At 64.7% G+C, this 26842-nt stretch carries 20 protein-coding genes and 1 pseudogene; 3 read left to right on the forward strand and 18 right to left on the reverse strand.

Annotated features, from left to right (window positions below):
* Positions 1-5: 5 nt before the first annotated feature.
* Positions 6-1001, forward strand: coding sequence for an FAD:protein FMN transferase (locus tag FNL56_RS01135; protein WP_143575973.1), 996 nt, complete (start codon positions 6-8; stop codon positions 999-1001).
* Between the two features lies 1 nt (position 1002).
* Here FNL56_RS01135 and FNL56_RS01140 read toward each other — a convergent pair whose 3' ends face one another.
* Both FNL56_RS01140 and FNL56_RS01145 read right to left on the reverse strand, forming a co-directional pair.
* Positions 1003-1689 carry a Fe2+-dependent dioxygenase gene (locus FNL56_RS01140; protein WP_143571260.1) on the reverse strand — a complete coding sequence of 229 codons (687 nt, stop codon included), beginning with the start codon at positions 1687-1689 and terminating at the stop codon, positions 1003-1005.
* 63 nt (positions 1690-1752) lie between these two features.
* Entirely contained in the window at positions 1753-4101 is a 2349-nt protein-coding gene (locus FNL56_RS01145) for a TonB-dependent receptor (protein ID WP_168202826.1), read from the reverse strand.
* A 402-nt stretch (positions 4102-4503) separates the two neighbouring features.
* Here FNL56_RS01145 and FNL56_RS01150 point away from each other — a divergent pair, with 402 nt between their 5' ends.
* Complete coding sequence (locus tag FNL56_RS01150; RefSeq protein ID WP_143571262.1) at positions 4504-6870, forward strand: preprotein translocase subunit SecA; 2367 nt, start codon at positions 4504-4506, stop codon at positions 6868-6870.
* Here FNL56_RS01150 and FNL56_RS01155 read toward each other — a convergent pair.
* The 8 genes from FNL56_RS01155 to FNL56_RS01190 all read right to left on the reverse strand — a co-directional run bounded on the left by FNL56_RS01155 (position 6867) and on the right by FNL56_RS01190 (position 17026).
* Complete coding sequence (locus tag FNL56_RS01155; RefSeq protein ID WP_441351322.1) at positions 6867-8219, reverse strand: ABC transporter substrate-binding protein; 1353 nt, start codon at positions 8217-8219, stop codon at positions 6867-6869. The two genes, FNL56_RS01150 and FNL56_RS01155, sit on opposite strands and share 4 nt — an antisense overlap.
* A gap of 260 nt (positions 8220-8479) precedes the next feature.
* The gene (gene nikE / locus FNL56_RS01160) at positions 8480-10144 is read right to left on the reverse strand and encodes a nickel ABC transporter ATP-binding protein NikE (RefSeq protein WP_143571264.1); all 1665 of its coding nucleotides are present in this window, start codon (positions 10142-10144) and stop codon (positions 8480-8482) included.
* A gap of 10 nt (positions 10145-10154) precedes the next feature.
* The gene (locus FNL56_RS01165) at positions 10155-11003 is read right to left on the reverse strand and encodes an ABC transporter permease (protein WP_143571265.1); all 849 of its coding nucleotides are present in this window, start codon (positions 11001-11003) and stop codon (positions 10155-10157) included.
* Positions 11000-12028, reverse strand: a complete 1029-nt coding sequence (locus FNL56_RS01170; protein ID WP_143575974.1) for an ABC transporter permease — start codon at positions 12026-12028, stop codon at positions 11000-11002. The genes FNL56_RS01165 and FNL56_RS01170 overlap by 4 nt, the downstream gene beginning before the upstream one ends.
* Before the next feature lie 130 nt (positions 12029-12158).
* Positions 12159-13775 (reverse strand): ABC transporter substrate-binding protein, encoded by a 1617-nt coding sequence (locus tag FNL56_RS01175; RefSeq protein WP_143571266.1) that lies wholly within the window; start codon positions 13773-13775, stop codon positions 12159-12161.
* Between the two features lie 101 nt (positions 13776-13876).
* Entirely contained in the window at positions 13877-15289 is a 1413-nt protein-coding gene (locus FNL56_RS01180; RefSeq protein WP_143577364.1) for an NAD(P)-binding domain-containing protein, read from the reverse strand.
* A complete protein-coding gene (locus tag FNL56_RS01185; protein ID WP_143571268.1) occupies positions 15286-16047 on the reverse strand; it encodes an SDR family oxidoreductase in 762 nt (253 codons plus the stop codon). Before FNL56_RS01185 ends, FNL56_RS01180 begins: the two co-directional genes overlap by 4 nt.
* Before the next feature lies 1 nt (position 16048).
* Complete coding sequence (locus tag FNL56_RS01190) at positions 16049-17026, reverse strand: NAD-dependent epimerase/dehydratase family protein (RefSeq protein WP_143571269.1); 978 nt, start codon at positions 17024-17026, stop codon at positions 16049-16051.
* Between the two features lie 185 nt (positions 17027-17211).
* Between FNL56_RS01190 and hydA the strand changes: the two are divergent.
* Positions 17212-18622: pseudogene (hydA, locus tag FNL56_RS01195) on the forward strand (dihydropyrimidinase).
* Between the two features lie 440 nt (positions 18623-19062).
* On the opposite strand, the gene FNL56_RS01200 reads toward hydA, so the two are convergent.
* The 8 genes from FNL56_RS01200 to FNL56_RS01235 form a co-directional block, all read right to left on the reverse strand.
* Entirely contained in the window at positions 19063-19635 is a 573-nt protein-coding gene (locus tag FNL56_RS01200; protein ID WP_210245452.1) for a helix-turn-helix domain-containing protein, read from the reverse strand.
* A 121-nt stretch (positions 19636-19756) separates the two neighbouring features.
* Entirely contained in the window at positions 19757-20749 is a 993-nt protein-coding gene (locus FNL56_RS01205) for an amidohydrolase family protein (protein WP_143577365.1), read from the reverse strand.
* 63 nt (positions 20750-20812) lie between these two features.
* Positions 20813-21961 (reverse strand): Gfo/Idh/MocA family protein, encoded by a 1149-nt coding sequence (locus FNL56_RS01210; RefSeq protein ID WP_143577366.1) that lies wholly within the window; start codon positions 21959-21961, stop codon positions 20813-20815.
* Positions 21962-21970: 9 nt separating this feature from the next.
* Positions 21971-23197 carry an amidohydrolase family protein gene (locus tag FNL56_RS01215; protein WP_368039326.1) on the reverse strand — a complete coding sequence of 409 codons (1227 nt, stop codon included), beginning with the start codon at positions 23195-23197 and terminating at the stop codon, positions 21971-21973.
* Positions 23194-24081 carry a polysaccharide deacetylase family protein gene (locus FNL56_RS01220; protein WP_246661494.1) on the reverse strand — a complete coding sequence of 296 codons (888 nt, stop codon included), beginning with the start codon at positions 24079-24081 and terminating at the stop codon, positions 23194-23196. The genes FNL56_RS01215 and FNL56_RS01220 overlap by 4 nt, the downstream gene beginning before the upstream one ends.
* Before the next feature lie 53 nt (positions 24082-24134).
* Positions 24135-25316, reverse strand: coding sequence for an alpha/beta hydrolase family protein (locus FNL56_RS01225; protein WP_143577367.1), 1182 nt, complete (start codon positions 25314-25316; stop codon positions 24135-24137).
* Entirely contained in the window at positions 25316-26011 is a 696-nt protein-coding gene (locus tag FNL56_RS01230) for a cysteine hydrolase family protein (protein ID WP_143577368.1), read from the reverse strand. Before FNL56_RS01230 ends, FNL56_RS01225 begins: the two co-directional genes overlap by 1 nt.
* Complete coding sequence (locus FNL56_RS01235) at positions 26011-26835, reverse strand: ABC transporter ATP-binding protein (protein ID WP_143577369.1); 825 nt, start codon at positions 26833-26835, stop codon at positions 26011-26013. The genes FNL56_RS01230 and FNL56_RS01235 overlap by 1 nt, the downstream gene beginning before the upstream one ends.
* Positions 26836-26842: the final 7 nt, after the last annotated feature.

A 26842-nucleotide genomic window follows, 5' to 3' on the forward strand; every position in this document is an offset into this window, starting at 1 on the left:
CGACGATGGCACCGACCCGGGTGGCGATCCCCCTGCAGCTTTCCCGCGCCGCTCCGCTGCTGGCGCCGCTGCAGGATATTGCCGGCCGCACGATGGGCACGTCATGGTCGGTGAAATTCGTCGGCTCGGCCGCCGCGGCGCAGACGCTGCGACGGGCCATCGTGGGCGTGCTCGAACGGGTCGTGATGCAGATGAGCCCGTGGGACGCCGGTTCCGCGCTCAGCGAATTTAACGACGGACCTTTGGGCGAGTGGCACGAGCTGCCGCGCGAGTTCGCCACGGTGATGGCAGAAGCGCTTCGCATCGCCGGCGAATCCGACGGCGCGTTCGACCCGACGATGGGACCGCTGGTCGATCTCTGGGGCTTCGGGCCACAGGGGCGACCGCCGGCTTTGCCGTCCGCCGCCGACATCGCGCAGCAGCGCGGCATCTGCGGCTGGCGGCAACTCGAATTCGACGCATCATCACGACGACTGCGCCGCCTCTCGGCCTGTAGAATCGACCTCAACGGCATTGCCAAGGGCTTCGCCGTCGACCTCGCGATGACGACGCTGCGTCAGCACGGCATCCACCATGCACTGGTGGAGATCGGCGGCGAACTCGCCGGCGCCGGCCTCAAGCCGGACGGCACGCCGTGGTGGGTCGATATCGATAGGCCTTCGGCGTCGTCCGGCGTGCCTGCGTTGCGCGTCGCATTGCACGGGCTGGCGATCGCCACGTCGGGCTGCGAGCGCGGCTACGATGGCCCCGGCCGGCATCTGTCGCATACGATTGATCCGCGCAGCGGCGTGCCGATCGACAACGCCATGGTCACCGCCACCGTGCTGCATCAATCGTGCATGGCAGCGGACGCCTATGCCACGGCCCTAATGGTGATGGGCTTTGACGCCGGCATCGCCTTTGCCACGCGGCACAAGCTCGCCGCCGCCATCCGTTTCCATCGCGACACGATCGCCCTCGACGAGCGGCTGTCGCCGGCACTGCAGGCGATGCTGGACTGAGTCAGGTCGCGGCCCACTGCCGCAGCAGGTTGTGATACAGCGAGGTCAGCGACACCACCGAGGGATGCTCGGGATGATCGCCATTCAGGCGGATGATCGACATGTCGAGATCGAACATCATCGCCCGCCGCGTCACATCCGAGATCATGCTTTCGGTCCAGAAGAACGACGCGATCCGCGATCCGCGCGTCACCTTGGTGACGTGATGCAGGCTGGTGCCGGGATAGACGATCATGTCGCCCGCCGGTAGCTTCACGGCATGGGTGCCGTAGGTATCCTCGACCATCAGCTCACCGCCGTCATATTCCTCCGGAGACGACAGGAACAGCGTCGATGACACGTCGGTCCGCACCCGCACCGACGTGCCGGGAACGGTGCGGATAGCGTTGTCGACATGCGAGCCGAAGTTCATTTCGCCTTCGGCATCGTAGCGGTTGAACAGCGGCGGAAAGATCTTCTTCGGCAGAACCGCCGACATGAACAGCGGATGGCGGCCCAGCGCGTCGAGCACGATCTCGGCAAGCTCCTGCGCCTCCGGCGTGTTCTCGGGCAGTTGCAGGTTGCGCTTGACCTGCGCCGACTGGTGCCCGGCCGTGATCCGGCCATCCACCCAATTGGCGCGCGCCATCAGATCGCGGCAATAGCGGACCTGCTCGGCCGTCAAGACTTCGGGGATATGGACCAGCATGGGGATTCCTTGAAAACTACAGCCGGCGCCTCGCGGCGCCGGCTGCGACGGTCAGGATCGGCGTCAGAACGACGCGCGGCCCGACAGCGAAACGTAGCGGCCCTGACCGGGGATCGCGTAGCCAGCGCCCGCCAGCGAGTCGAAATAGTACTCGTCGGTGAGGTTGTAGATGTTGAGCTGCAGCTTGAAGTTCTTCGTAACCTTGTAGGCAGCCATGGCATCGAACCGCCAGTAGCTGGGAACGCGGGCATCGTTGGCGACGCTGGTCCAGCGCGAGTCCACGAATACCGCGCCGCCGCCGAGCGTGAACAGCGGAGTCACGTCGTAAGTCGACCAGATCGAGAACGAGTTTTGCGGCGTGTTGGCCAGTTCGTGGCCGATGTTGGCCGTGGTCAGCGAACTCACGAGCTCCGACTTCAGATAGGCATAGCCGCCATAGATGCTCCACAGGTCCGTCAGCTTGCCCGAGGCGCCGATTTCGAAGCCGGTCACCTGGGAATCGCCGATCGCGACATAGGCGGGCGGCGAAGTGCTGACCGACTCGTAATCGCCGGTCTTCTTGGTGCGAAACACGGCCGCATTGACGTTGAGGCGGTTGTTCAGCAGGTCGATCTTGGTACCGATCTCGTCGGTTTCGGACAGCACCGGAGCGAGCGACTGCTGGCCATTGGTGGTCGTCAGGAATTCGGCCGGCGGGTTGGCCGAGGTGCCATGCATGTAATAGACGCTCGAATTAGGCGTCGGATGCAGAACGGCGCCGGCGCGGTACGTGACGAAGCTGTTGTTGGACGACAGGTTCGTCGGGGCGGCAATGGCCCGGCCGTTGACGAACGTTCCGCTGCTAACAACGGCGCCCGTGCCCCGGTCGAACGAGTAGGCCCGGGTGTTGGCCTCGAAATTATCGAAGCGGACGCCGCCGAGCAGCTCCAGCCACTCCGTGACCTTGATCTGATCCTGAATATAGACACCCACCGTGTCCGATCTGGAAAGCGTGGCACCTGTCCTCGGATCCAGCGCGCCAGAAACGTAGGGCTTGGGAGCAGCAACATTGACGCGGTAGCCGTCGCCGAATTCGGAACGGTACTGCTCGCGGTTTTCGTGGCTGACCTCGACGCCGGCCAGCACATTATGCTCGAGGAAGCCCGTCGCAAACTTGGCGTTGAGATCGCTGACGTTGCTGATCAGTTCGTTGTTGGTCTGATTCTGGAAATGATTGGTGTTGGCGATCCAGATGCTGCTCAGCGGTGTGGCGCTGGTCAGCGGATTGCCCGGAGTAGCGAGCTGCGTGCCGCCGCTCGGGGCATTCCACAGATTCGACGTCGCGGTATTGAGGTTGCTGAGCTGCACCGGCCGGGTGCGGTTGAAGCGGTCGACATAGGAATAGCCGGTGGTGTTGGTGAACTTCAGGCCCGGCACGACATCATATTCGAACTTGTTGATCAGATTGTGCGCCTCGGTCTTCTCGACATCGTCCTGGCCGGGCGTTGCGACCCCGTAATAGGTGTTGCGCGGCACCGGCGCGGGCTGGCGGTAGCTGGTCCCGAAATAGGAACCGGGCAGCATCGGGATGCCGCGGTCGGCGATGTTGTCGTCCTTCTGGTAGATGTAGCTGAGCGTGTTCTTGGCCTTGTCGTTGATCTGGTACGAAATCGAAGGTGCAAAGCCGTATCGCTTGGTGTTAGCGAAGCCGCGACCGGCGGTGTCGGTCTCATAGGCCAGCGCGGAGAGCCGCACCGCCCAGTCGCCGAGCGTCTTGTTGACATCGACCGTGGCGCGGCCACCGGCCGCCGAGGTGCCGGTGCCTTCGACCACGTAGAAGTCACGGGCCTGCGGCAGCTTGGAGACGATGTTGATGACGCCGCCGGTCGAGCCGCGACCGAACGCGAAGGACGACGGCCCCTTGTAGACTTCGACGCGGTCGAAGCTGAACGCATCGCGGGCATACCAGCCGGGGTCGCGGATGCCGTCGCGGTAGATGTCGTTGCGCGCGGTATAGCCGCGGATATTGATCTGGTCGCCCTGCACGCCGCCCTCGCCCGCGGTGAAGGTGATGCCGGGCACGTTGCGCAGCGCTTCGACCACCGAGGTCGTGCGCTGGTCCTGCATCAGCTGCTGGCTGACGACATTCACCGTCTGCGGCACGTCGCGCAGCGGCACCGAGTAGCGCGACACGCCGGCCTGCGACGGCGTCATGTAGCCGGAGATACCGGCACCATCACCGATGATCGGCGATGCAACAGCGCCTCGGGGAGCGGCGGCCGCCACCGGTCTTGGCAGGGTTGATGCGGCACCGCGCTGCGCAGGCCTAGGCTTGGCGGCCTGCCGCTGCGGGGCCGTAATGCGCACCGGCGGCAGCTCCTGCGGCGTGGACGGCGGCGCGGCCTGCGCATCCGCCGAACTCGGTATCAGCATCGCGGACGCGATTCCGACAGTCGTCCGGCTCCAGGCGGCCTTCGAAACACCGTACACCTTGCTACGACCGACTGACCCTGCCGCACTGATGCCCATCGCTATATTTCCCATGATCGTCATTCCACGCAACGGCGCAACACGACGCGCGCTCGCCCCGTCGGGTTACTATCTTTCGGAATGCGACGGAGCAATCGGTCCGGCGTGCCGGATGCCGCTGTTTATAGAGCTTCTATTTTGGCGAGGCCGGACGGACGATGCACCGGCTTATCGCCGCCGATTTAGATCGATTGTAGATTTTGCATTTCACTTTTTGTTTGACCCTCGACGCCGCGCCATCGACATAGTGACGAGCCGTGCGCTGCGCCGTTGCGAGCGGACCGACGGCGCGCCACCAGAGCACAGATGATCTTCCGTTTCGCCAAGCGCGCGTTTACGTCCCGATCCCAGCGGACGCTACGTCGCTATCAACACATCGTCGATACGATCCTTCGCCAGGAGGCCGCGCACCGCGCGTTGCCGGCCGCATCCTTGCGCGACCGCGCGCGGGCCTTGCGCCAGGACATCGACGATGGCACCGGCCTCGACGCCATCGTCGCGCCCGCCTTTGCGCTGGTGCGCGAAGCCAGCCGGCGCACCCTCGGCGAATTGCACACGCCGACCCAGCTCATAGCCGGCCTCGCGATGCACGACGGCTACATCGCCGAGCTGGCGACCGGCGAGGGCAAGACCCTGGCCGCGACGTTGACCTGCGCGCTGCGGGCCATGACCGGGCGCGGCGTGCACATCGCGTCGCCGAACGACTATCTGAGCGCGCGTGACGCCGCCTGGATGCGACCGGTCTACGAAGCGCTCGGTCTCAGCGTCGGACTGGTCAATCCGGAGATGGACGACGACGGCCGGCGGCATGCTTATGCCTGCGACGTCACCTATGGCGTGGCCAGCGAGTTCGGCTTCGACTACCTCCGCGACAACATGAAATATGGCGTCGCAGAGACCGTGCAGCGCGGTCGCTGGTTCGCGCTGATCGACGAAGCGGACGCGGTGCTGATCGACGAGGCGGCGATGCCGCTCGCTTTGTTCGGGCCACTCGGCGATCATTCTGATTTCTACCGGACCATCGACGCGCATGTCGCGCGGTTGACCGCAGGCGATTTCCAGCTCGACGGACGGCGCCGCGTCGCGCTGACCGAGCACGGTTACGACCGGATCGATGAGGGGCTCAAGCAGGCCGGCCTGCTGAAGCCCGACCTGTCGCTGCATGTCCCGCAATCGATCAGCCTGCTGCACCACGTCGTCCAGGCATTGAGTGCGCGCACGATTCTGGTTCGCGACCGGGACTATGTCGTCAAGGACGGCGGCATCGTCATTGTCGATCAACTGACCGGCCGCCTGCTGGAAGGTCGTCGCTACGATGATGGCCTGCACCAGGCGCTGGAGGCCAAGGAGAATTGCGCGATCGGCGAGGAGACGCGCACGCTGGCATCCATCACCTTCCAGTCGTTCTTTCGCAAATATGATTCGCTGGCCGGCATGACCGGCACCGCGGTCGAGGATGCGGAAGAATATCGCGAAGTCTATGGATTGACCGTGCTGCCGATTCCGTCGCACCGACCTTCGCGCCGCATCGATGAGCGGGTCGACCATGCGACACAGGCCGACAGGCTGTCGGCCATCGTCGCGCAGCTCGAGCATGCCCATCGCAGCGGGCAGCCGGTTCTGGTCGGCGTGCCGGATATCGCCCAGTCCGAGCGCCTGGCCTCGGCGCTGCAATCCCGCGGATGGCGCGCCAGCCTGCGGCCGGGCGACCGGCATTTCGCGGTCCTGAGCGCCCGGCACCACGAAGCCGAAGCGCGCATCATCGCCCGCGCCGGGGCGCCCGGCGCCGTCACCATCGCCACGGCCATGGCCGGCCGCGGCACCGACATCAGGCTGGGCGGCGACGCCGCGCAGCGCGAGCAGGTGATCGCCGCGGGAGGGCTGCTGGTCATCGCGACGCAGCCGCATGAAACCGGCCGGCTCGACCGGCAGTTGCTGGGTCGGGCCGGACGGCAAGGCGATCCGGGACGAACCGTGCTGCACGCCGCATGGGACGACGATATCCTCCAGCCCGGCGAGAGCGGGCCTGCCTCGCACGAGCCGCGCCTCGACCGCGCCATCGCGGCGGCGCAGCGGCGCAATGGCAGCCGAAAATTCGACGATCGCCGCGCGTTGATGCGCTTCGACGGCATTGTCGAGCAGCAGCGCGCAACGATGCTCGCCCAGCGCGACATCATCCGCGATACCGCCGATCCGCTGGGCCTCGCACGGGATTTGCGGGACGACACGATCGACGACCTGCTGCAGCGATTTGCCAATGGACGACAGGCGCCGGATCTCATCAACCTCGATCTGCAGGTCCGCGCGATCCTGACACTCGCCATCGAATTTCCGCCAGCGATCGCCGACGACGTCCAACAGGCACGCTTGCGCCGCCGGCTGGTTTCGGCCGCGGACGAATGGATGGCCGGCAAGATCGTCGCCTTCGGAGAGGTACCGCTTGCCGAGGCGCTCCGCACGCTGATGCTGGCGCTGCTCGACCAGCTATGGAGCGAGCAGACGGCGCGCCTCGACCATTTGCGCCGCCGAATCGCCGACCGCCGCGTCAGTACCCATCTGGTTCATGCCGAATTCGGCGCCGAGGCCTTCGAGATGCTGGCCTGCTCGCTGCGCGAGTTCAGCCACGAGGTGACGACGCACGCCATGCGGATCGGCCTTCGCTGTAGCCCCTAGTCCGACGCCATGTCGATCCGCGACCAGTCGACGTAGAAGCCGTTCGGCGCCGAGAAATCCTTGATGCGCGGCGACAGCGCCCGCGGGGCGACTTCGTGGACCATGTAGATGAACATCGATTCGTCGACCAGCCGCTCATGCACCTTGGCAAGTGCCGCGTCGCGGGCTTCGGCATCGAAGTAGCACTTAGCCAATGCCTGCTGCAGCGTCTCGTTCATCGGCAGCGGCTGCATCATCGCAGAGCCGACCGTGGTGGTCAGGATCTTCACCGTGGCGCGCTTCTGCTCGGAATAGCCGGCCGCCTTCATAAGCTTGCGGCCTTCGTCGCCGTCGAAGCGCAGCTTAAGGCCAGGCTTGCCGAACCAGGGGTGGTTCGGCCGCATCATGCCGAAGGCGGGATCGGCGAGGCCGCCATTCAGCACCACGAGGTCGTTGCGGTCGGAGCACAGATTGGCGGCCTCGCGGACGCGCTTGCCCTGCCACGGCGAGCCGTCCAGCATCGACGGCTGCCACGGCCAGACATGCGAACTCTGGCTGGTCGCAATCTTGAAGCCGCGGGCGCGGATCGAGGCCACCGCGTCCGGCGCCGGCGCCTCGATGAGGTCAACCTGCCCGGTGAGCAACGCGGCGGTGCGCGCGTTGACTTCCGGAACCGGGACCATCACCAGACGGTCGATTTTCGCGACGCGCTTGCTGTCCCAGTATTTGTCGTTGCGCACCAGTTCGAGCCGCCCGCGCGGCACCAGTTTCGCCAGATGGAAGGCGCCGGTACCCGACGGGTCGGCGTTGAACTCGCGCCAGGCCGTGGCCGCGCGCTGCGCGGGATCGGTGATTTCGCCGGCCACCCTGTCGAACTTCGCCTGCCACTGTGTCGGCGACGCCATGAACAGATTGACGAGGTTGATTGCCAGAAACGAATCCGGCTCCGAGGTCGTGAACTCCACCGTCATGTCGTCGACCTTGCGCGCCGAGCGCAGCGTCGGCATGCGCGGCGCAGTCCAGCCCACCTGGCTCGGATCGTAGTGCGGCGATGCCTTGTCGAGCACCTTGCGCACGTTCCATACCACGGCGTCGGCGTTGAACGCCGAGCCGTCCTTGAAGGTGATGCCGGGGCGCAGCTTGAACAGCGATTTGGTTTTGTCGGTCGCATCCACCGCCCATTCGGTGGCGAGCATCGGCATGATGCTCGTGCCGGTCTCGTAGTCCCAGGCGGTCAGCGCATCATACAGCGTCAACCCGGTGAGGCGGTTGCCTTCGAAGGCCTGGTCGGGCTGGCCGTGGGTCTTCGGAATGTCGCTGGCCGTCATGCCTATCCGCAGCGTCTTTTCGGCGGCGGCGGGAAGCGCCAGACCAAGGTTCGCGCCAAGGGGCGGTCAGCAATGCAACACAGGTCAATCGATTGACCGAAATCATCTTCCACCCTTTGAAATCATTATCTTAGCGGTCGGATGATAATCTGAAGAAGATAGCTTTGGTTACAAGATCAATGTTCCGGCATCTGCCCCGTCCGCGAGGCAGCCAATTGCCTAGCAAACGTACTTCGGCGTGTAGTTGACGCACAATCTATGGTTGGACGAAGTATCGCCCTTCGAAGCTCGCGTGCGGACAACTAACCGGCGACTGCCGCCTCGAGCAGCTCGATATTCGGCACGGCTTCCACCAGCTCGCGCGTGTACGCCGTCTGGGGATTTTCGAACAGCGCGTGGCTTTCGCCCTCCTCGACGATCTCGCCGAGCCGCAGCACGATGGTGCGCTGGCACATCATGCGAACCACGTTGAGATCATGGCTGACGAACAGGAAGGCCAACCCGTCCTCGCGACGCAGTTTGTCGAGCAGTTGCAGCACCACCGCCTGAACGGAAACGTCGAGTGCGGCGGTCGGCTCGTCCAGCACCAACAGACGCGGCTCGCAGGCGATCGCGCGAGCGATACCGATGCGCGCTTTCTGGCCGCCGGACAGCTGGTGCGGGAAGCGTTCGAGCAGATGGGCCGGGAGGCCTACGCGATGCGCGCATTCCTGCACGCGCTGGCGCAAAGCGTCGCCGTTACGCATCCCGGCGAGGCGCATCAGGGGATGCGCGATGCAATCGAAGGCGGTGAAGCGCGGATTGAGGCTGTCGTTGGGATCCTGAAACACGATCTGGATATCGCGGCGCTGCGGCGCGCGGTGAAAGTCGCGCGACGGGATATGGCTGATCGATTCGCCGTTGAAATTGATGCTGCCTTCGCTCTGGTCGAGCAGCCGGCAGATCATGCGCGAGGTCGTGCTCTTGCCGGAGCCGCTCTCGCCGACCAGCCCGACGCTCTCGCCGGCGGCCATCACCATCGAGAAGCTCTTCAGCCCAATGGTGCCGTCGTCGAAACGCTTGACGAGATCGCGGACCTCCAGCAGCGGTGGCGCGCCATTCGCCGGCACGGCGCGCGGCAACGCCGGCACGGTCGCCAGCAGATTCTCGTCGCCGGTGACGAGATCCTCGACGCGCGACGTGGCGGTCGGCGACGCCGCCACGAGCCGCTTCGTGTACGGATGCTGCGGCGAGCGGAACAGCGTCAGCGCGTCCGCCTGCTCGACCAGCTTGCCCTGCTCCATCACAACCACGCGACGGCAGTAGCGCGCGGCAAGGCCGAGGTCGTGGGTGATCAGGATCGTCGCCATGCCGCGGGCGGCGGCGATGCTCGCCAACAGATCCATCACGATCTTCTGCGTGGTGACGTCGAGGCCGGTGGTCGGCTCGTCGGCGATCAGGAGCGCGGGATTGCTGGAGATCGCCATCGCGATCATCACGCGCTGGCACATCCCGCCGGAGAGTTCATGCGGATAGGCACTCATGCGCTTTTCCGGATCGCGGATCTGCACGGCGCGCAACAGGTCGAGCGCTTCGGCACGCGCTTCGTTCGCCGAGATTTTCCGATGCGCCAAGATGGCGTCGGCAATCTGCTGGCCGATGGCGCGGATCGGATTCAGCGCGCCGCGCGGGTTCTGGAAGATCATCGCCATCGCCGCGCCGTGCATCTCGCGCAGCCCGGCGCTGGACATCTTGGTGATGTCACGGTCGCGGAAGGTGATGCGGCCGGCGGTGATCTTGCCGGACGTATCGAGCAGCCGCGTCACCGCAAAGCCGGTGACCGACTTACCGGAGCCGCTCTCGCCGACGATGCCAAGCGTTTCTCCCGCAGCGAGCGAGAGCGAGACGCCGCGCACCGCCTCGACCGGGCCGCGCCGGGTCGAAAACGTGACGTACAGATTGTCGATGTCGAGCAAAGGCTGCGTCATGTGCGCTGACTTACGTCCGCTGACGGGGATCGAGGATGTCGCGGAGCCCGTCTCCGAGCAGGTTGAAGCACAGCACGGCCAGCATCAGCGCCAGGCCGGGGAACGCCACCAGCCACCATTTTCCGGTGGAGATGAAGCGCGCGCCCTCGGCGACCATGATACCCCATTCCGGCGTCGGCGGCTTGACGCCGAGCCCGATGAAGGAAAGCCCGGCAGCGTTGATGATCGCCCAGCCGAGATTGAGCGACATCTGCACCACCATCGCCGGCAGCACGTTGGGCAGCAGGAAACGCAACACGACGGAGACGTGGCTCTCGCCGCTGGCGCGCGCGGCCTCGACCCAGCCGAGATTTCGGCGGACGTTCACTTCGGCCCGCGCGAAACGGATGTAGAACGGCAAATTGATGATCGCGGTTGCGATCACGATGTTCTCGACGCGGTTGCCGAGCGCCGCCACCATGGCCATCGCCAGCACGAACAGCGGAAACGCCATCAGCACATCGACGAAGCGGCCGACCGAGCGGTCGAGCCGACCGCCGGTGTAGCCGCACAGCGCGCCGATCACCGCGCCCAGCACGAAAGAGATGCTGACCGCCGAGACCGCAATCGCCAGATCGAGCTGGGTGGCGACGATAATGCGGCTGAACACGTCGCGGCCGAGCTGATCGGTGCCGGCCCAATGCGCCGCGCTCGGCGCCTGCAGCGCGTTGGCGACGTCGGAGGCGATCGGATCGTAGGGCGCGAGCCACGGCGCGAACAGGCCGACCAGAATCAGCAGGGTCGAGCCCACGGCGGCGATGCCGGTGATCGGATTGCCGCGCAGGACGAAGGCGGCATGTTGCAAGGTGGCGCTGTTCATCCGATGGAAATCCTGGGGTCGGCGATGCCATAGAGCACATCGACGACCAGATTGACGATGACGAACACGAACGCCATCAGGAGGACGAAGCCCTGCACCGGCGCGTAATCCGACGACAGCAGCGCATCGAGCGCATAAGAGGCGACGCCGGGCCACGAGAACACTTTTTCGACCAGCACGTTGGCGCCGAGCATGGTGGAGAACACGATGCCGGCGATGGTGATGACGGGCAGGATGGCGTTGCGCAGCGCATAGGTGACGACGATGCGCCACCACGACAGCCCGACCGAGCGCGCTGTGCGGACGAAATCGCTGCCCAGCGACGCCAGCATCGAGGCGCGGGTGATGCGCGCCAGAGGCGCGATCACGAACAGCGCCATGGTACAGGCCGGCAGGATCAATTGCTTGAACGCCGCCCACCAGCCGTCGAAGTCGCCGGCGAGCGCAAAGTCGATCAACAGAAAGCCGGTGCGCGACGGCGGCAGCGTCATGAAAATATCGACGCGACCGGTCGGATCGGGCGCGATGCCGAGCAGATAATAGAACACGTAGATCAGCAGCAGGCCGGACACGAAGGTCGGCACGCAGACCCCGAGCGCGCAGAACATTCGCACGCCGTGATCGATCATGGATCCCGGGCGCAAGGCGGCGAGAATGCCGAGCGGGATCGCCAGCACCAGCGCGATCAGCAGCGCCGAGAAGGTGAGCTCCAGAGAGGCCGGCAGCCGCTCTTTCAGATCCTTGGTGACGGCCTGCCCCGTCATCAGCGAGCGGCCGAGATTGCCGCGACCGACGTCGTAAAGATACAGCACGAGCTGGGTCGGCACCGGCTTGTCGAGGCCCATCTGCTTGCGGATCGTCTCGATCTCCTCCTTGCCGGCATTGGGGCCGGAGGCGAAGAACACCGCGGGATCGCCGGGCAGCACGCGCATCAGCAGGAAAGTAAAGACCAGCACACCGAACAGCGCCGGCAATGACGAAGCAAAGCGCCGGGCGGCGCGTTTCGCAGTCGAGGCCAGCTTCATCAACACCAATAGTTCGCCTTAAGCTGTTGCGTGGAATGGAATCGCAATGCCTACAACCGTCATTGCGAATTCTCTAAATTCCCAAGGCGCCGCGAGCGGCGCCTTGGCGGTTCGATCCGTTGCAGCCCTATCACTTCCGGCTGAGATCGCGATAGTCGACCTGACGGTGGAACTGGTAGGTGTAGCCGGTCAGCGTCGGCGCCATCACGGCGTCCTGGCTCGGCTGCCACAGCGGGATCTGCGGAATCTGGTCGAAGTTGATCGCGTTCAGCTTGACGCCGGCGGCTTCGTACTTGGCCTTGTCGGCTTCGAAGCGGGCTTCCTGCGCGATGGCGGTCAGTTCGGCATTGTCGATCGACGAGTAGTTCCAGCGCTGGTTACCAGTGTAGAAGTTGCGGTAGAAATAGTCCGTCGATGGCAACCAGGCGACGATGCCCTCGGTGAAGAACGGCAGCTTCTTCTCGGTGATCTGCGTCGACATCTGCGCGTCCGGCAGCTTCTGGATATCGACCTTGATGCCGATCTTGGCCAGCGATTCCTTCAGCAGCGCGGCCATCGGCTCGGCGGTCGCGGATTGTCCGACATTAAAGCTGAAGGTGGTGGAGAAGCCATCCGGAAAGCCCGCTGCCTTCAGGTAACCCTTGGCCTTTTCGAGATCGAGCTTGATCGGCTGCTTGATCGGGAACGCGCCTGATGGCGGCTTGCCGTCGGTCCAGGTCGCACCCGCCAGCAGGTCGCCGCGGCCGAACAGAGCCGCCTTGAACATATCGTCATAGGGCAGCGCATAGGCGACCGCGCGACGCACATCCGCCTTGTCGAAGGGCGGCATCTGGTTATTCATCGAGATGAAGGTGATGGCGTTATACTGCGGCGTCGAGACCACCTGCAGCTTGCCCTTTGCTTCGAGCGATTGCGCGTCGCTGGCCTGCAGGTCGATGACGATATCGACGTCGCCCTTTTCGACCAGATTGGCGCGGGTCGCCGCTTCCGGCACCGACTGCACGATCAGCCGCTTGAAGGCGGCCTGCTTGCCGCCGGCGCCGCGATTCCAGGCATCGTTGCGCTTCAGGATGACCTGCTCGCCGGGCTTGAAGCTCTCGATAATATAGGCGCCCGATCCGGCGGTGTTGTCCTTCAGCCAGGCCTGCGCCCAGGGATCTTCCTCGGTCGCGTGCGACTTGGCGAGTTTCGAATTGATGATGATCGGATAGACCGTGGCGAGGTTCGGCAGCGCCAGCTTGTCGGGCTTCGGCAGCGTCACTTCGAATGTGTGCGGATCGATCACCTTGAACTGGCTGGCGTCGGTCAGCGAGCCCGTCAGCAACTGCGCCTTGCCGAGGATCTTGGCAGTGACGGCGCGGTCGAGCGACCATTTCACATCGTCGGCGGTGACCGGCGTTCCGTCCTGGAATTTGGCGTCCTTGCGCAGCTTGAAGGTGATCTTCAGGCCATCAGGGCTGACGTCGTAGGATTCGGCGAGCTCGCCGCGGACGGTGTCGAGATCGAACACCCATTTGCCGTTGAGCTGCTTGCGGCCGAACGACACCAGCCGGTCATAGGTGGAGAGGCTGACGGCGAAAGCTTCGCGGGTCGAGCCGGGAATGTTGGGATCGAGCGTATTGACCGACGCGCCGGTCACGTAGCGCAGCGTTTCCGCTCGGGTCTGCGCCTGCGCCGGGACGGCGGCCGTAAAAAAGGCTAGCGCCGCTGCCGCGCCCAGCATCTGCTTCGAAAACGAGAGTGTCATGGCTCGATCCTCTGAATGGAAATATCCCGGAAGATTGCGCGGTCTGACGCGCCAATTATTCGAAACCTAAAGCAAATAGTGCGCCAGAATCTGCAGCTCCTTCAAGCGGGCCTTGTCATCTTGGCCTGCTTCACGTCATAGGCCTGAAACGAGCACCAGTGATCCTCGATATCGGCTCGAAAAAATCCGCGCGTCAAGCCTTGGACCAGTTTGGGTACGGCGGTGGTCATGGCGTTGATCGACGAGCCGGACGCCCCGAAGCTCATGCTCGACGCAATTGCGAACAGATGGATGTCGGCGATCCACGGCGTTGCGCCCTTGACGCGTTCGGTCAGCGCGTAATCGTCGGCGAGATACGGAAATTCACCGAGGCGCGCGTTGCGCTCATCTTCCGGCGGCAGGTAGCGATCATTCCATCTGGCGATATTACCGGCGCAGTTCTGCAGCTCGCGCCGCCCGGCGAAATCCATCGCGATGCCGGTGCCGCAGATCACGAAGTCTGCCTCGTAAACCCCGGTCGGAGTTTGCAGCGCAACCGCGTCGCCGACCTGCCGCGCCGATTCGACGGGCGAGCCCTCGTGCAGATGAAAGCCGGCGTGGCGCGCGCAACGGTCCCAGGTCGGCTGCGGAAAACCCTCGCGCATCTCCAGCACGGTCTTCATGAAGCGCCAGCGCCAGGCGTCGTCGAGATCGCTGAAATGCCGCAGGAAGCCGCGGAAGGTCAGCCAGTGATACGGCTGCACGGTCTGCACTTCGGCACGCCGGCACAGCAGATGCACTTCGGCGCCGGCTTCCAGCGCGGTGGCGGCATTGTCGAAGGCGGATGCCCCGGCGCCGATCACGACCACACGCTTGCCACGCAATGCGGCGAAGTCCACGGGCTGGTTGCCGGTCACGCACAGCGACGACGGCAGATGGCGAAGCGGCTCCGGCATGATCCAGTTACCCATGCCCTCCTGCCCGGTCGCCAGCACGATTTTTCGCGCATAAAGCGTTTCGGTGCCGCTGGCGCTTTGCACGATGGCCGCGAGCAGCCCGTTTTCGGCCGGCGCGATGTCGAGTACGTCGCAGCCGTTGCGCACCGGGACATCGACCATGCGCCTGAACCACGTGAGATAGTCGAACCAGTGGCCGCGCGGGATGCGGTCGAGTTGCTCCCAATTCGCTCTGCCGAACGAGGCTTCGTGCCAGGACTGATAGGTCAGGCTCGGAATATCCAGATCGGGGCCGGTGAAATGCTTCGGGCTACGCAGCGTCGGCATCCGGGCGTAAGTCAGCCACGGGCCCTCCTGGCCTTCCTCGGCCTTGTCCAGCACGACGAAATTGGTGACCTGCGAGCGCAGCAGGCCGAAGCCGATGGCGAGGCCCGACTGGCCGGCGCCGACCACCAGCACATCGAGCGCGGGCTGGCCGTTGGCGCCCTGCTTCGGCTTCAGCCAGGGCATGTTGGGATGCGCGGTCTTGTACAGATCGTCGCGCACCCGTGCTTCGAGGGCGGTGAGCGCGTCGGTCATGCCGCGAGCCAGCCGCCATCGACGGGTAGCACCGTGCCGGTGGTGAAGGACGATGCGTCGCTCGCCAGGAACAACGCGGCCTCGGCGACTTCCACCGCCTCGCCGAATCGCTTCATGGCGTGGCGATTGCGCGAGGCTTCGCGGACCGGATCGGGATCGGCGTGGCGCGCGAAGCTGCGGCGCAGCAGCGGGGTGTCGATGGCGCCGGGCGCAATCGCGTTGACGCGAATGCCGTCGGTCGCAAAATCCACCGCCATCGTCTGGGTCAGGCTGATGATCGCGCCCTTGGAGGCAATATAGGCCGCGTTGCCCTTGCCGCCGGCGATCGCCAGTTGCGAGGCCACGGTGACGATCGAACCCTTGCCCTGCTTCTGCATCTGCGGGATCGCCGCGCGCGCCCACAGCCAGGTGCCGCCGACATTGGTGCGGAATACCGCGTCCCAGTCTGCCGGCGAGGTGGTCAGCACGGTGCCGCCGACCGAGAAGCCGGCCGAAGTCATGAGAATGTCGAGCCGGCCGTGCTGCCCGACGACGTAATCGACGGTGGCCTGCGCGTAATCGCCATCGCCGACGTCGCCGACATGCAGCGAGGCGGTGCCGCCGGCGTCGCGGATCTCCGCGACGGTTTCCTGCAACATCGCCTCGTCACGATCGACCACGGCGACGACAGCGCCTTCGCGCGCGAACAACAGCGCGCTGGCGCGGCCGATGCCGGAGCCGCCGCCGGTGACGATCGCCGTGCGTCCCTGCAGTCTCATGTCAGCTTCCTTCCTGATGGGTCACCGACCACGTCGTGAGATCGGTGGCGGAATCGGCGCAACCGAATTTCGCGCGCCAGCCGAATTCCTGTGCCAGCCGCGCCACCGACAGCGGCGCGCGGTCGGTGTCGCTGTGCAGATTAATGGTAGGCGTCTCGCCGTCGCTGGCAAGCCGGCAAATGAAGCCGGGATGCAGCGCCGCCTGCGCCTCGCCCCATTGCAGCGCCGACCATTCCCGGCCGCTGGAAATATTGTAGAGCGCATGCTGCAGCTTCGGCGCTTCGGCCAGCAGCGCCACCGCGTCGGCGACATCCGGCGCATAGACCCAGTCGCGCACGCCGGGGCGCGCCAGCAGCGCTTCGCGGCGTTGCTGCAGCGCGTCGAGAATCTGCACCTGTGGGCTCAGCGTATCGCGCACGCCGGTGGCGCGCTCCCACGGGCCGAACACGCCGCTGAGGCGGACGCTGATGAGGTCGAACGACCACAGCGCCGCGAGCCGTGCGGCGACGCGCTCGGAGGCGAATTTCGTGATGGCGTAGAGCGACACGGGATCGCAGGGCATGTCTTCGTCGAGCAGCGCGTGGCGAAAGGCGGTTGCGCCATAGGCGCCGGCCGACGAAAGGTTGATGACGCGCCGCACGCCGGCACGTCGCGCTGCCACGAGGATAGGCACCTGCGCCAGCAGGTTGACCTGCAGAATCGTCTCGGGGTCGGCCGCATCGCGTTCGGCGCTGGCGGTGATCGCCGCCCCCATCACGATCACATCGACGGCGGCGCCGATCGCCGCCTCCACCGCCGCGCGGTCGAGCACGTCGCCCTGCAGCACCCTCAGCCGATCGCCATGGACGGCAAAGGCGCGCTGCGCCGCCGGCGGCAGCCCGGCGCGGTCATACAGCGTGACGGCATGGCCGCGGGCGAGCATCGTGGCTGCGATATTGAGACCGACAAAGCCGGTGCCGCCGAAAACCAGAATGTGCATGAATCGATCCGAAAACCGCGGGAGGCGCAGGGCCCCTGTTTGGACCATCGACCGCAATCCCGCCAAGCACGTTTTGCGTGCGCGCATCGCCCAAGACGCAGGCAGCCGTCAAACCGGTTGGATTTGACAGGCGACGGAATTTTCGCGCTCCTTGGTGGATATTCCCCTTCACGGAGAAAGCCGGCATGGCCGCCTTCGACACCGTCATTCGCCACGGCACCATCGCCACCGCCAGCGACACCTACCAGGCGGATGTCGGCATCACCGACGGCCGCATCGTGGCGATCGGCGAGGCGCTCACCGATGCGGATGAGGTCGTCGATGCCAGCGGCCTGCTGGTGCTGTCCGGCGGCATCGACAGCCACGTCGACATTTCGCAGCCGTCGGGACCCGGCATCGTGATGGCCGACGATTTCGAAAGCGCGACGCGCGGCGGCATTCGGCGGCAACACTTTCGTGATGCCCTATTGCCTGCAGGCCAAGGGACAGCCCCTGCGCGAGGCGCTGAAGGACTATCACGCGCTGGCGGAGCAGAACTGCTACGTCGACCATTCCTTCCACCTCATCATCGCCGACCCCACCGAGGCCGTGCTCGGCCAGGAACTGCCGGCGCTGGTCGCGGATGGCTATACGTCGCTGAAAATCTTCATGACCTATGCCGATCTGGCGCTGTCCGACTATCAGATCCTCGACGTGCTCGCAGTGGCGCGCGAGACCGGCGCGCTGGTGCAGGTCCATGCGGAGAATAATGATGCGATCCGCTTTCTCGCCGACCGCCTGGAGCGCGCCGGCGATACCGGGCCGTATTTCCATGCGAAGTCGCGCCCCATCGCGGTGGAGCGCGAGGCCACCCACCGCGCGATCTCGTTGGCCGAACTGATCGACGTGCCGATCGTGGTGGTCCACGTCTCGAACCGCGAATCGATGGAAGAGATCTGCCGCGCGCAGCAACGCGGGCTGAAAATCGTCGGCGAGACCTGCCCGCAATATCTGGTGCTGACCGCCGAGGATTTGAAAGACCTCGGCATGGAAGGCGCCAAATATGTCTGCTCGCCGCCGCCGCGCGATCTGGCCTCGCAGCAGGCGTGCTGGGAGGGGCTGCAGCAGGGCGTGTTCACGCTGTTCTCGTCGGACCACTGCCCGTTCCGCTACGACGACATCCAGGGCAAGCAGCCGCCGAACGCGCGCAGCAGCTTCCGCTGGATCCCGAACGGCATTCCCGGCATCGAGACGCGGCTGCCGATCCTGTTCTCGGAGGGCGTCAGCCGTGGCCGCATTACGCTGAACCAGTTCGTGGCGCTGACTTCGACCAACCATGCCAGGACCTATGGCCTCGCCGGCAAGGGCTCGATCGCGATCGGCTATGACGCCGACATCGCGCTGTGGGATCCGGCGCGCAAGGCGACTTTGTCGCAAGCCGGCCTGCACCACGGCGCGGACTACACGCCCTATGAGGGCATCGAGATCACCGGCTGGCCGGTCGCCACGCTACTGTGCGGCCGCTTCATCGTCCGCGACGGCGCGCTCGTGGGCGGCACGTCGGGACGTTATGTCAGCCGCGGCAGCGCAGGGGCACCGCAAAACGGTGTGTCGTAGCAGAGGATGATGGGATGATGCGGGGCGGTCGCCTGGCAAGAGGCCTCGCGGGGAAGTACCGCAGATGGCAGGCCGAACCGGGCCCTGACCTTGCTTATTTACTTTCAAACCAATGGTTTGAAATGGGTGTGGTGCCCAGGAAAGGATTGTCGGTCCAGGGCAGTAAATCCAGCAAATTCAACCGCTTAGTCGACCCGCTAATCCGTCCTTTGTACCGATCAATTGTGCCACTGTCGAGATCTCTTCGAGCGCTAAGCGTTGCGATGTAGCTGTTCCCTGACCCGCCGATCAAGTCGCCTTCCTAATGGCCAGGGACCGCACGGTCTTCAACAGACGGCGGCCGTTCGCTGATGGATATAGCGTTCTTGATCTGCCCGAGTCCGCTGCGTTTCATGGTGGCGTGACAGGAGGGGCGGACTGTGCGTCTCGCTCTCAGATAATCAAGAAGCTCCTTTTTTAGAATACCGCGCGCCTGGATGAACAGGCTGCGATAGATCGTCTCGTGTGACACCTGCTTTTTCAGACTCCTTCGGATAGGTGCGTTTTAGCCAGCCGGCAATCTGCTCTGGTGACCATTGCCGCCGCAGCAACGCCGATACTGTGAGCCTCAGGAACGGACGGCAAGCCAGCTTAAAAAGCTTCGGGCGCCGCTCCCGATCCCAAGCGGCCTGATCGGCCCCCGTAGACCGACAGCGATCGGCCCCGCCATTGCGCTGTATCTCACGGCTGATGGTTGACGGCGATCGTCCCAGATGGTGAGCGATAGAGCGCAACGAACGGCGCATGCTGAGCCATCGAGAGATCTCCTCTCGGTCAGGGAGGCTGAGCGCTTGTTTGGCACGGTGTCGATCAGGCGGACGGATACCGCCTGTTGACGAAATGACCGAGAAGACCGATGAAGACTCCCGGTCAAACCGGCGTCCGATCGAACTCATCGCCTCGCCGGCCTGCCAGCGATCCCAGATCTCAGACCGCTGAGCGGCCGAGTAATAAATGCGACGCCTCTGTTTCATGCCCACACTCCATCCTTGCTAGAAGATTGGAGTGTCGAGCTGACCGGTTGAACCCGCCACCACAAACGGTCATCCCATGTCGCTCCGCCAACTGCGCTGAAGCAGCAATTAGACGCATGGATCACAGACCAAATATCCGCGCGGCGGTCGCGCCCAGAACGAGATCACGCCGCGCAGCATCGAGGCCGGTGCAACGCTCGACCAGCCCGACGGGATCCTCGTCGCCCATGTCGAACGGATAGTCCGAGCCGAGCATCACGCGTTCGGCGCCGGCCAGGGCGACGAGCGCCTGCACTTCGACCGGATTGAACAGGCACGTGTCGAACCACATGCGCCGCATGTAGCTGGATGGCGCGTCGGCGCAAAGCCGATGCACCTCGGGACGCACCTTCCAGGCGTGCTCGATCCGCCCGAGATAGGACGGGAAATAGCCGCCGCCATGAGCGACGATCACCTTCAGGTCGGGATGGCGATCGAGGATGCCGCCGAAGATCAGATGGTTGATGGCGATCACTTCCTCGAGCGGCTGGCCGACCGTATTGACCATGAAGTACGCGCTAAGCCGCGCGCCATCCGAGAAACCAAGAGGATGGATGAACATCGGCACGCCGAGCTTTGCCACCCGCGCCCACACCGGGTCGAAGGCCGCGTCCGACAACTCGCGAGCAACGACCCGGGAGTCGATCTGGAACCCGCGCAGCCCAAGGTGCTCGACGGCGCGCGTCGCTTCGTCGACGGCGCGATCCGGCGCCGACAGCGGCAGCGTCCCCATGCCGGCGAAGCGCGCCGGCGCGGCGGCGACCATCGCGGCGATATGGTTGTTCTGCGCCACCGACAGCGCGGTGAGCAGTTCCGGCTCCGCCCAATAGTGCTGCTGCGCCGGCGCCGGCGCGATCACCTGCATATCGACGCGCATCCGCGCCATGTCGGCGAGCCGCTGCTCGACGCTGTTGAGCTTCAAGGCGGTGCGCAGCTTGTTGCCGGCGTCGGTCTCGCGGCTCTCGGGCGACATGTCGCGTCGATAGGGATTGGTCACGGGATCGTAGAGGCCGTGCACCAGCTCCTCCGCAGCCTTCGAAAAGGTGTGGGTGTGCATGTCGATGATGCGGGTCATGGCGTAGCGCCTTCACTAATTTGAGAATTTTTCGCCTGCCGATGCGGCGACGCGCCGAAGGATTCAGGACAGCGTCGGCAGATCGATCCAGCGGCGCTCGGCGTCGCTGCGGTAGCAGGCTTCCGCGAGTTGCACGCCCTTGGCGCCGGCCAGCAGCGGCGACGGGAACGGCGCGCCTTCGACGACGTGTCGAAGAAACAGCTCCCAGCCGCAACGATAGCTGTTCTTGTAGATGTCGACGTCGGGCACTTCCTGCCACTGCGCGTCGAAGTCCGTCCCTTGCAGCACGTCGACGTTCCAGGGCGGCTTCGGGGTGCTCGCCAGCGGCTGGATGAAGCAGCGGTGCAACGTCGTCACCGCCGAGCCCTGCGTGCCGTCGATCTGCACGGTCAGCATGTCGTCGCGCCGGACGCGCGAGGCCCAGGAGCTGTTCACCTGTGCAAGAATGCCGCCTTCGATCTGGAAGGTGGCGAACACCTCGTCCTCCACATCGACGTCGTATGCTTCGCCGCGCTCGTCGCGGCGCCGCGGGATCTTTGTGGTCTTACGACAGGACACCGCTTCGATATTGCCGACGATCCCCTCGAGAATGTAGCGCCAGTGCGGAAACATATCGAGGATCAGCCCGCCGCCCTCGCGCTTCTTGTAGTTCCAGCTCGAACGCTGCGACGGATAGAGATCGCCGTCGAACACCCACCAGCCAAATTCAAGGCGCACTGACAGGATTCGGCCGAAGAAGCCTGCGTCGCGCACCTTGCGCAGCTTGTGGAAGCCGGGGAGGAACACCTTGTCCTGCACCACGCCGTGCTTAACAGCCGCCGCATTGGCGGCCCGGTACAGCTCCAGCGCGTCCTCGGCAGACCCGGCGATCGGCTTTTCAAGGTAGATATGTTTGCCGGCCGCGATGGCGCGCTTGGCCCGTTCGACGCGGCCCGCGGTCACCGCGACATCGAAATAGATCTCGACCGCGGGATCGGCCAGGCTGGCCTCGACGTCGGTGGACCACGGCAGCCCTCCATGCGCCGACGCAAGCGCCGCGAGCTTGTCGGCGTTGCGGCCGAGCAGCACGGGCTCCGGCACCAGCCGTTCACCGTTCTTCAGTGAAAGGCCGCCTTCGTTGCGGATCGCCAGCAGCGAGCGGATCAGGTGCTGGTTCTGGCCGAGGCGTCCGGTGACGCCGTCCATCAGAATGCGGATCGATCTGGTTGCCATTGTGCGTCCTCAGGCCGGATGATGTAGTTCGGCGCGAAGACGCGTCAGTGTCCGCTTGCCGTTCTTGAACGCCGCGAGCGGCTGGCGCAGTTCGGCGACGGCGTGCCGGGTATCCTCGGCGTCGATGATGACGACATCGGCCGGGTTGCCCGCCGCAATGCCGTAGTCCTTCAGGTTCATCAGACGGGCGGAGCGGTTGGTGATCATCTCGAAGCATTCCGCAATTCGCTCCGCCTGCCCGATCTGCAGGACGTTGGCCTGCAGGTTCGCCATCCGCAGCAACGAGCCGTCGCCGAACGGGGTGAACGGATTCATGACGTTGTTGGTCGAGAGCGTGCAGTTGCACCCCTGTTCGACGAACAGGTTGGCGTCCACCAGCCCGCGCTTGACGTTGTAATCCTGGTCGCGGCCCATTAGGAACAAATCGGTCGCCGGCAGGATCGTCACGGCAACGCCAGCGTCGCCGAGGCGCTTGGCCATCGCCTTCTGCTCGTCGGGCGGCATGGTCGAGAGTTTCGTGGCATGGCCGATCGCGACGCGACCGCCGAGCCCGTATTGTTTGGTCAGTTCGCAGATCAGGATCGCGTCGGGATCGTCGGGCGTGTTGCCGAAGTCGACATGCATGTCGACTTCGACATCGTATTCGCGGGCGAGTTCGAACACCCGCCGCAACTGACCGGCGTGATCGGTATCGTAGCCGGGCGCCGCGCCGATGGCACGCGCGCCGCGCTTCAGGCCCTCGACCAGCAATTCGTCGGTGCCGGGGTTGTTGGTCAATCCCTCCTGAGGGAATATGCAGAGCTCGATGTCGATCGCCCATTTGTATTCTTCGACCAGCGCCTGCACGCCCTCGAAGCCGCGCATGCCGACGCCGGGATCGACCTCGACATGGGTCCGCATCCGTGTCGTGCCGTTCTTCAGGCAGGCCTCGAGCGTCGCCTTGGCGCGGGTGTAGACGTCCTCGACCGTAAAGGTCTTCTTGACGTCCTTGACGCGCACCACCGCATCCGCCATGCGGCGCGTTTCGGGCGCGCAGCGATCGATGATGCGAGACTTGTCGAGATGGATATGGGTCTCGATGAAGCCGGCGCAGCACAGGCAGCCACCAGCGTCATGCGACGGCGCATCGCAGACGAGGCCGCCTTCGACGGCCTGAATGCGCCCCTTGGCAAAACCGATATCGACCAAGCCGTCCCGGCCGGCGAGGCGGGCATTTCTAATGACGTAGTCGATCATTTCAGGCCTGCTTCTGCTGCGGCGTAGGCTTCGGCGACTTCGGTGCCGGTCGCGAACCACACGTTGGGAAATTTGCGCACCTCGTGGATGAACTGGCGGAGCGCGGCGATGCGCGAAGGCCGCCCGGATATCTGCGGGTGCATGACGACGTCGACGAGCCCGCCCCAGCGGTAGATCTCGCGGAATTCGTCGAGCCAGATCTCGAGCACGTGGCTGTTGGGCATGATCGGCCGGGGATTTTTGATCGAGAACAGCGCATAGGGCGCGTCGTCGATCGACCAGTGCCACGGAATCTCGATCGGACCGGGCGTGCCGTCGGCGAGTTCGTGGCGATAGGGCACGATGCCGTCCATCAGGGTGGAATCGTAGAGAAAGCCGTTCTCATGCAGAAGTCGGATCATGTTCGGACTGGTCTCGCCGCCCGGCGATCGATAGCCTTTCGGCTTGACGCCGGAGACCTCCTGCATTGCCGCAAGACCCTTCTCCATCGCCTCGCGCTCTTTGTCGGGATAGTCGGGGTCGATCCATTCATGCAGATAGCCATGATGACCGAGCTCGTGGCCGTCTTTGAGAATGCGTTCGACGGCTCCGGGATAGCGCTGCACGGTCCAGCCTGGCGTAAAGAACGTTGCCTTGATCTGCTCCTCGGCCATCAGGTCCATCACCTTGTGGACGCCAACCCGCCCGCCATAGATTCCCTGACTCAGAATGCCCGGCCGGCGCGCGTTTTCCGGATCGCGCGAAAACCACAACGTCTCGGCGTCGAAATCAAAGGTGAGCATGACGGCGCAGCGCGCGCCGTTCGGCCACGGAAACGGTTTGTCCATCTGCGAGAACGGGCGCTCGGAAATCGGCTGCGGGGGGATTGGAATTTCAGGATGCATGGTCAAGCCTCATCGATGGGAGATGCAGCGTCGTATCGGCTGAATGTCGCGGACTACATCACCTCGCGCTCGATGCGACGGGCATAGCTGGGTGCGAATTTGCCGTCGAAGGCATCCATCACCCAGTCGGCGAGCCACGGGATGAGATGCTGCATGACGCCGCCGAGAGGATGAAACTCGTCGTGGAACAGCCACATCTCCTTAGGCCCCACGACTTCGTCGTAGAAACGATCGGCGCCTTCCACCGGGCAGAGATAGTCGTTCTCGCCTTGCGTGATCAGCGTCGGGCAGGTCAGCTTGGCGCCGATACCAGCCAAGCCCATGGTCGCCGCCATCTTGTCGAATGTCGCTTCGTCCGAAATGCCGGACATGTACATGTAGGTCGATTTGAAGCTCGGCGGCGCCAGCTCGAAGATCGCGTTCATCGAATAGAGGATGCCCATGATCCCGGCATTGACCTTGATGCGGCTGTCATTGGCGGCGAGCTGCGGCGCCCAGTAGGAACCGAAGCTGGCGCCCGATACGCCGAGACGGCTGGCGTCGATCTCCGGACGCTTTTCGAGATAATCCAGCGCGGCCTTGCCGGCCTTGATGTACTTCTCGTCGGTGACGGTGCAGCCCTTGACGCGGGTCTCGCCCTGCCCTGGGCCGTCGAGCGTCAACATGGCGATGCCGCGGCGCGCGAACGGGTTGTTCTCCGCGTTCGGGAATTCCTCCTTGAACATGTCCATGCCCGGAAAGAACAAGAGCGCCGGCACCTTGCCGATGCGGTTCGGCGGCAGATGCAGTACGGCGTAGACCTTCTCGCCCTCGACATCGAGCACGACGCGCTCGATCAAGCCGTCCGCATGGCGGATCAACCCTTCGAAGCATTCGACGCACTTGTCGTACATCGCACGCTTGACGTCGGTGTCGCGGTTGATCGACCACTGACCGCGACCGTAATAGATCGAGGCGCGATAGTAGAAATCGCGCGCTGAGATCTTGTGACCGCGGGACTCGGCGTCCTTCGCCATGTCCTCGAGCTGGCTCGCAGTATGCGCCCATTCGCGGGCGTTCTGCCGGAAGGTCTTAACGCGGGCCATCGTGCGCTCGACTTCGGCGTAGCGATAGCCGCGCTCGAGCCGGAAACCCAGCGCGCCGGGAAACAGCAGGTCGTGACCGGCGATCCGGAACAACTGGTCCATGACCCATTGCTGGCCGCCGCGGCGGATCATCGTCGGGGGCTGCGCCATCAGTGGGTCTCCATTTCCTGAGCGTGGACGCCGCCGGCGGTTGCCGGCCGGCAGGCCTGTATGATCTCGCCGGACTGCACCACCCAGCCCAGCGCCGCGCCGATCAGCTTGACGGCGGCTTCGTGATAATCAGGACCGTTCATCGAGGCGCACAAATCTTCGGCCAGCACCACGCGATAGTCGCGATTGAAGGCCTCGAAACAGGCGCACATCACGCAATTGTTGGTGTTGACGCCGCCGATCACCAGCGACTTGACGCCAAGATTGCGCAGCAGATGCTCCAGATCGGTGTTGTCGAACGGGCTGTAGCGATGCTTGAACACCGTGAAGTCGCCTGGCCGCGGCGCCAGTTCGGCGACGATTTCGGTGACGGGCGCGCCTTCGACCGCCAGCGATTTGCGCGGCTTGCCGAGGCCCGGCACCACCGCGCCATGCTGCGCCATCCAGAATGGGCTCTTGTTGTCGACGATGTTGCCGTCGCGCGGGTCCTGACGATGATGCGTCCGCACGAAGATGACCGGCAGACCGGCCTTCGCCCAGGCCTCGCGCAGCTTCACCGCATTGGCAATGATCCGGTCGGCGTCCGGCTTCGCGACCAGCATGTGGCCGATCGAATGATCGAGGTGGGAGCGATTCATGTCGACAAGCAGCAGCGCGCTGTTCGTGAGCCCCGTCGGATCAAAGGCAGATTGCATCAAGACATCACCACATAAAGCTCGCGATTGATCTCGCTGACAATCTGGTGAAAGCGCTCGGTGAGGCGCGTCTCGCGGTCGCGCGGGCGCGGCAGGTCGATGTCGAAGACGCGATGAATGCGGCCGGGCCGCGCGCTCATCAGCACGACGCGGTCGGACAGGAATACGGCTTCGGAAAGGCTATGGGTCACGAAGAGCACGGTCTTGCGATAGACCTGCCAGATTCGCATCAGCTCAATCGCCATGCGGTCGCGCGTGATCTCATCGAGAGCCGAGAACGGCTCGTCCATCAGCAAAGTGGCGGGATCGAGCGCCAGCGCGCGGGCGATCGCGGCGCGCTGCTGCATGCCGCCCGAAAGCTGGTGCGGATGCTTGTTCTCGAACCCTTTGAGGCCGACCACGTCGATCAGTTCCGCAATATTGGCGCCGGCATCCGACGGCTTGTGGCCGTTTCCGGCGACGAGTTCGCGCAACAGCGCGATGTTGGCGGTGATGTCCAGCCACGGCATCAGATTGGCCTGCTGGAACACTACGCCGATGCGGCCCTCCTGGCGCAACGTGGCCGGCGCTGCGCCGCCGATCGTCACCTTGCCTTTGGTGGGCTTCATCAGGTCGCCGACGACCTTCAGCAAAGTCGACTTGCCGCAACCCGAGGGACCGACCAGCGAGACGAAGGAGCCGGCAGGGATATCAAGATTGATGTCCGTCAGTGCCGTCACCGGCTCGTCGCCGCCGACGCCGTAGGTCACGCCGATGTCGGCGATGCGGATCGCGCCCGCATCGTCGACTGCGCGCGAGGCCGGACCGGTCGCCGTGGCTGTCATTGCTGCC

Source organism: Tardiphaga sp. vice304, assembly GCF_007018905.1.
Lineage (GTDB): Bacteria > Pseudomonadota > Alphaproteobacteria > Rhizobiales > Xanthobacteraceae > Tardiphaga.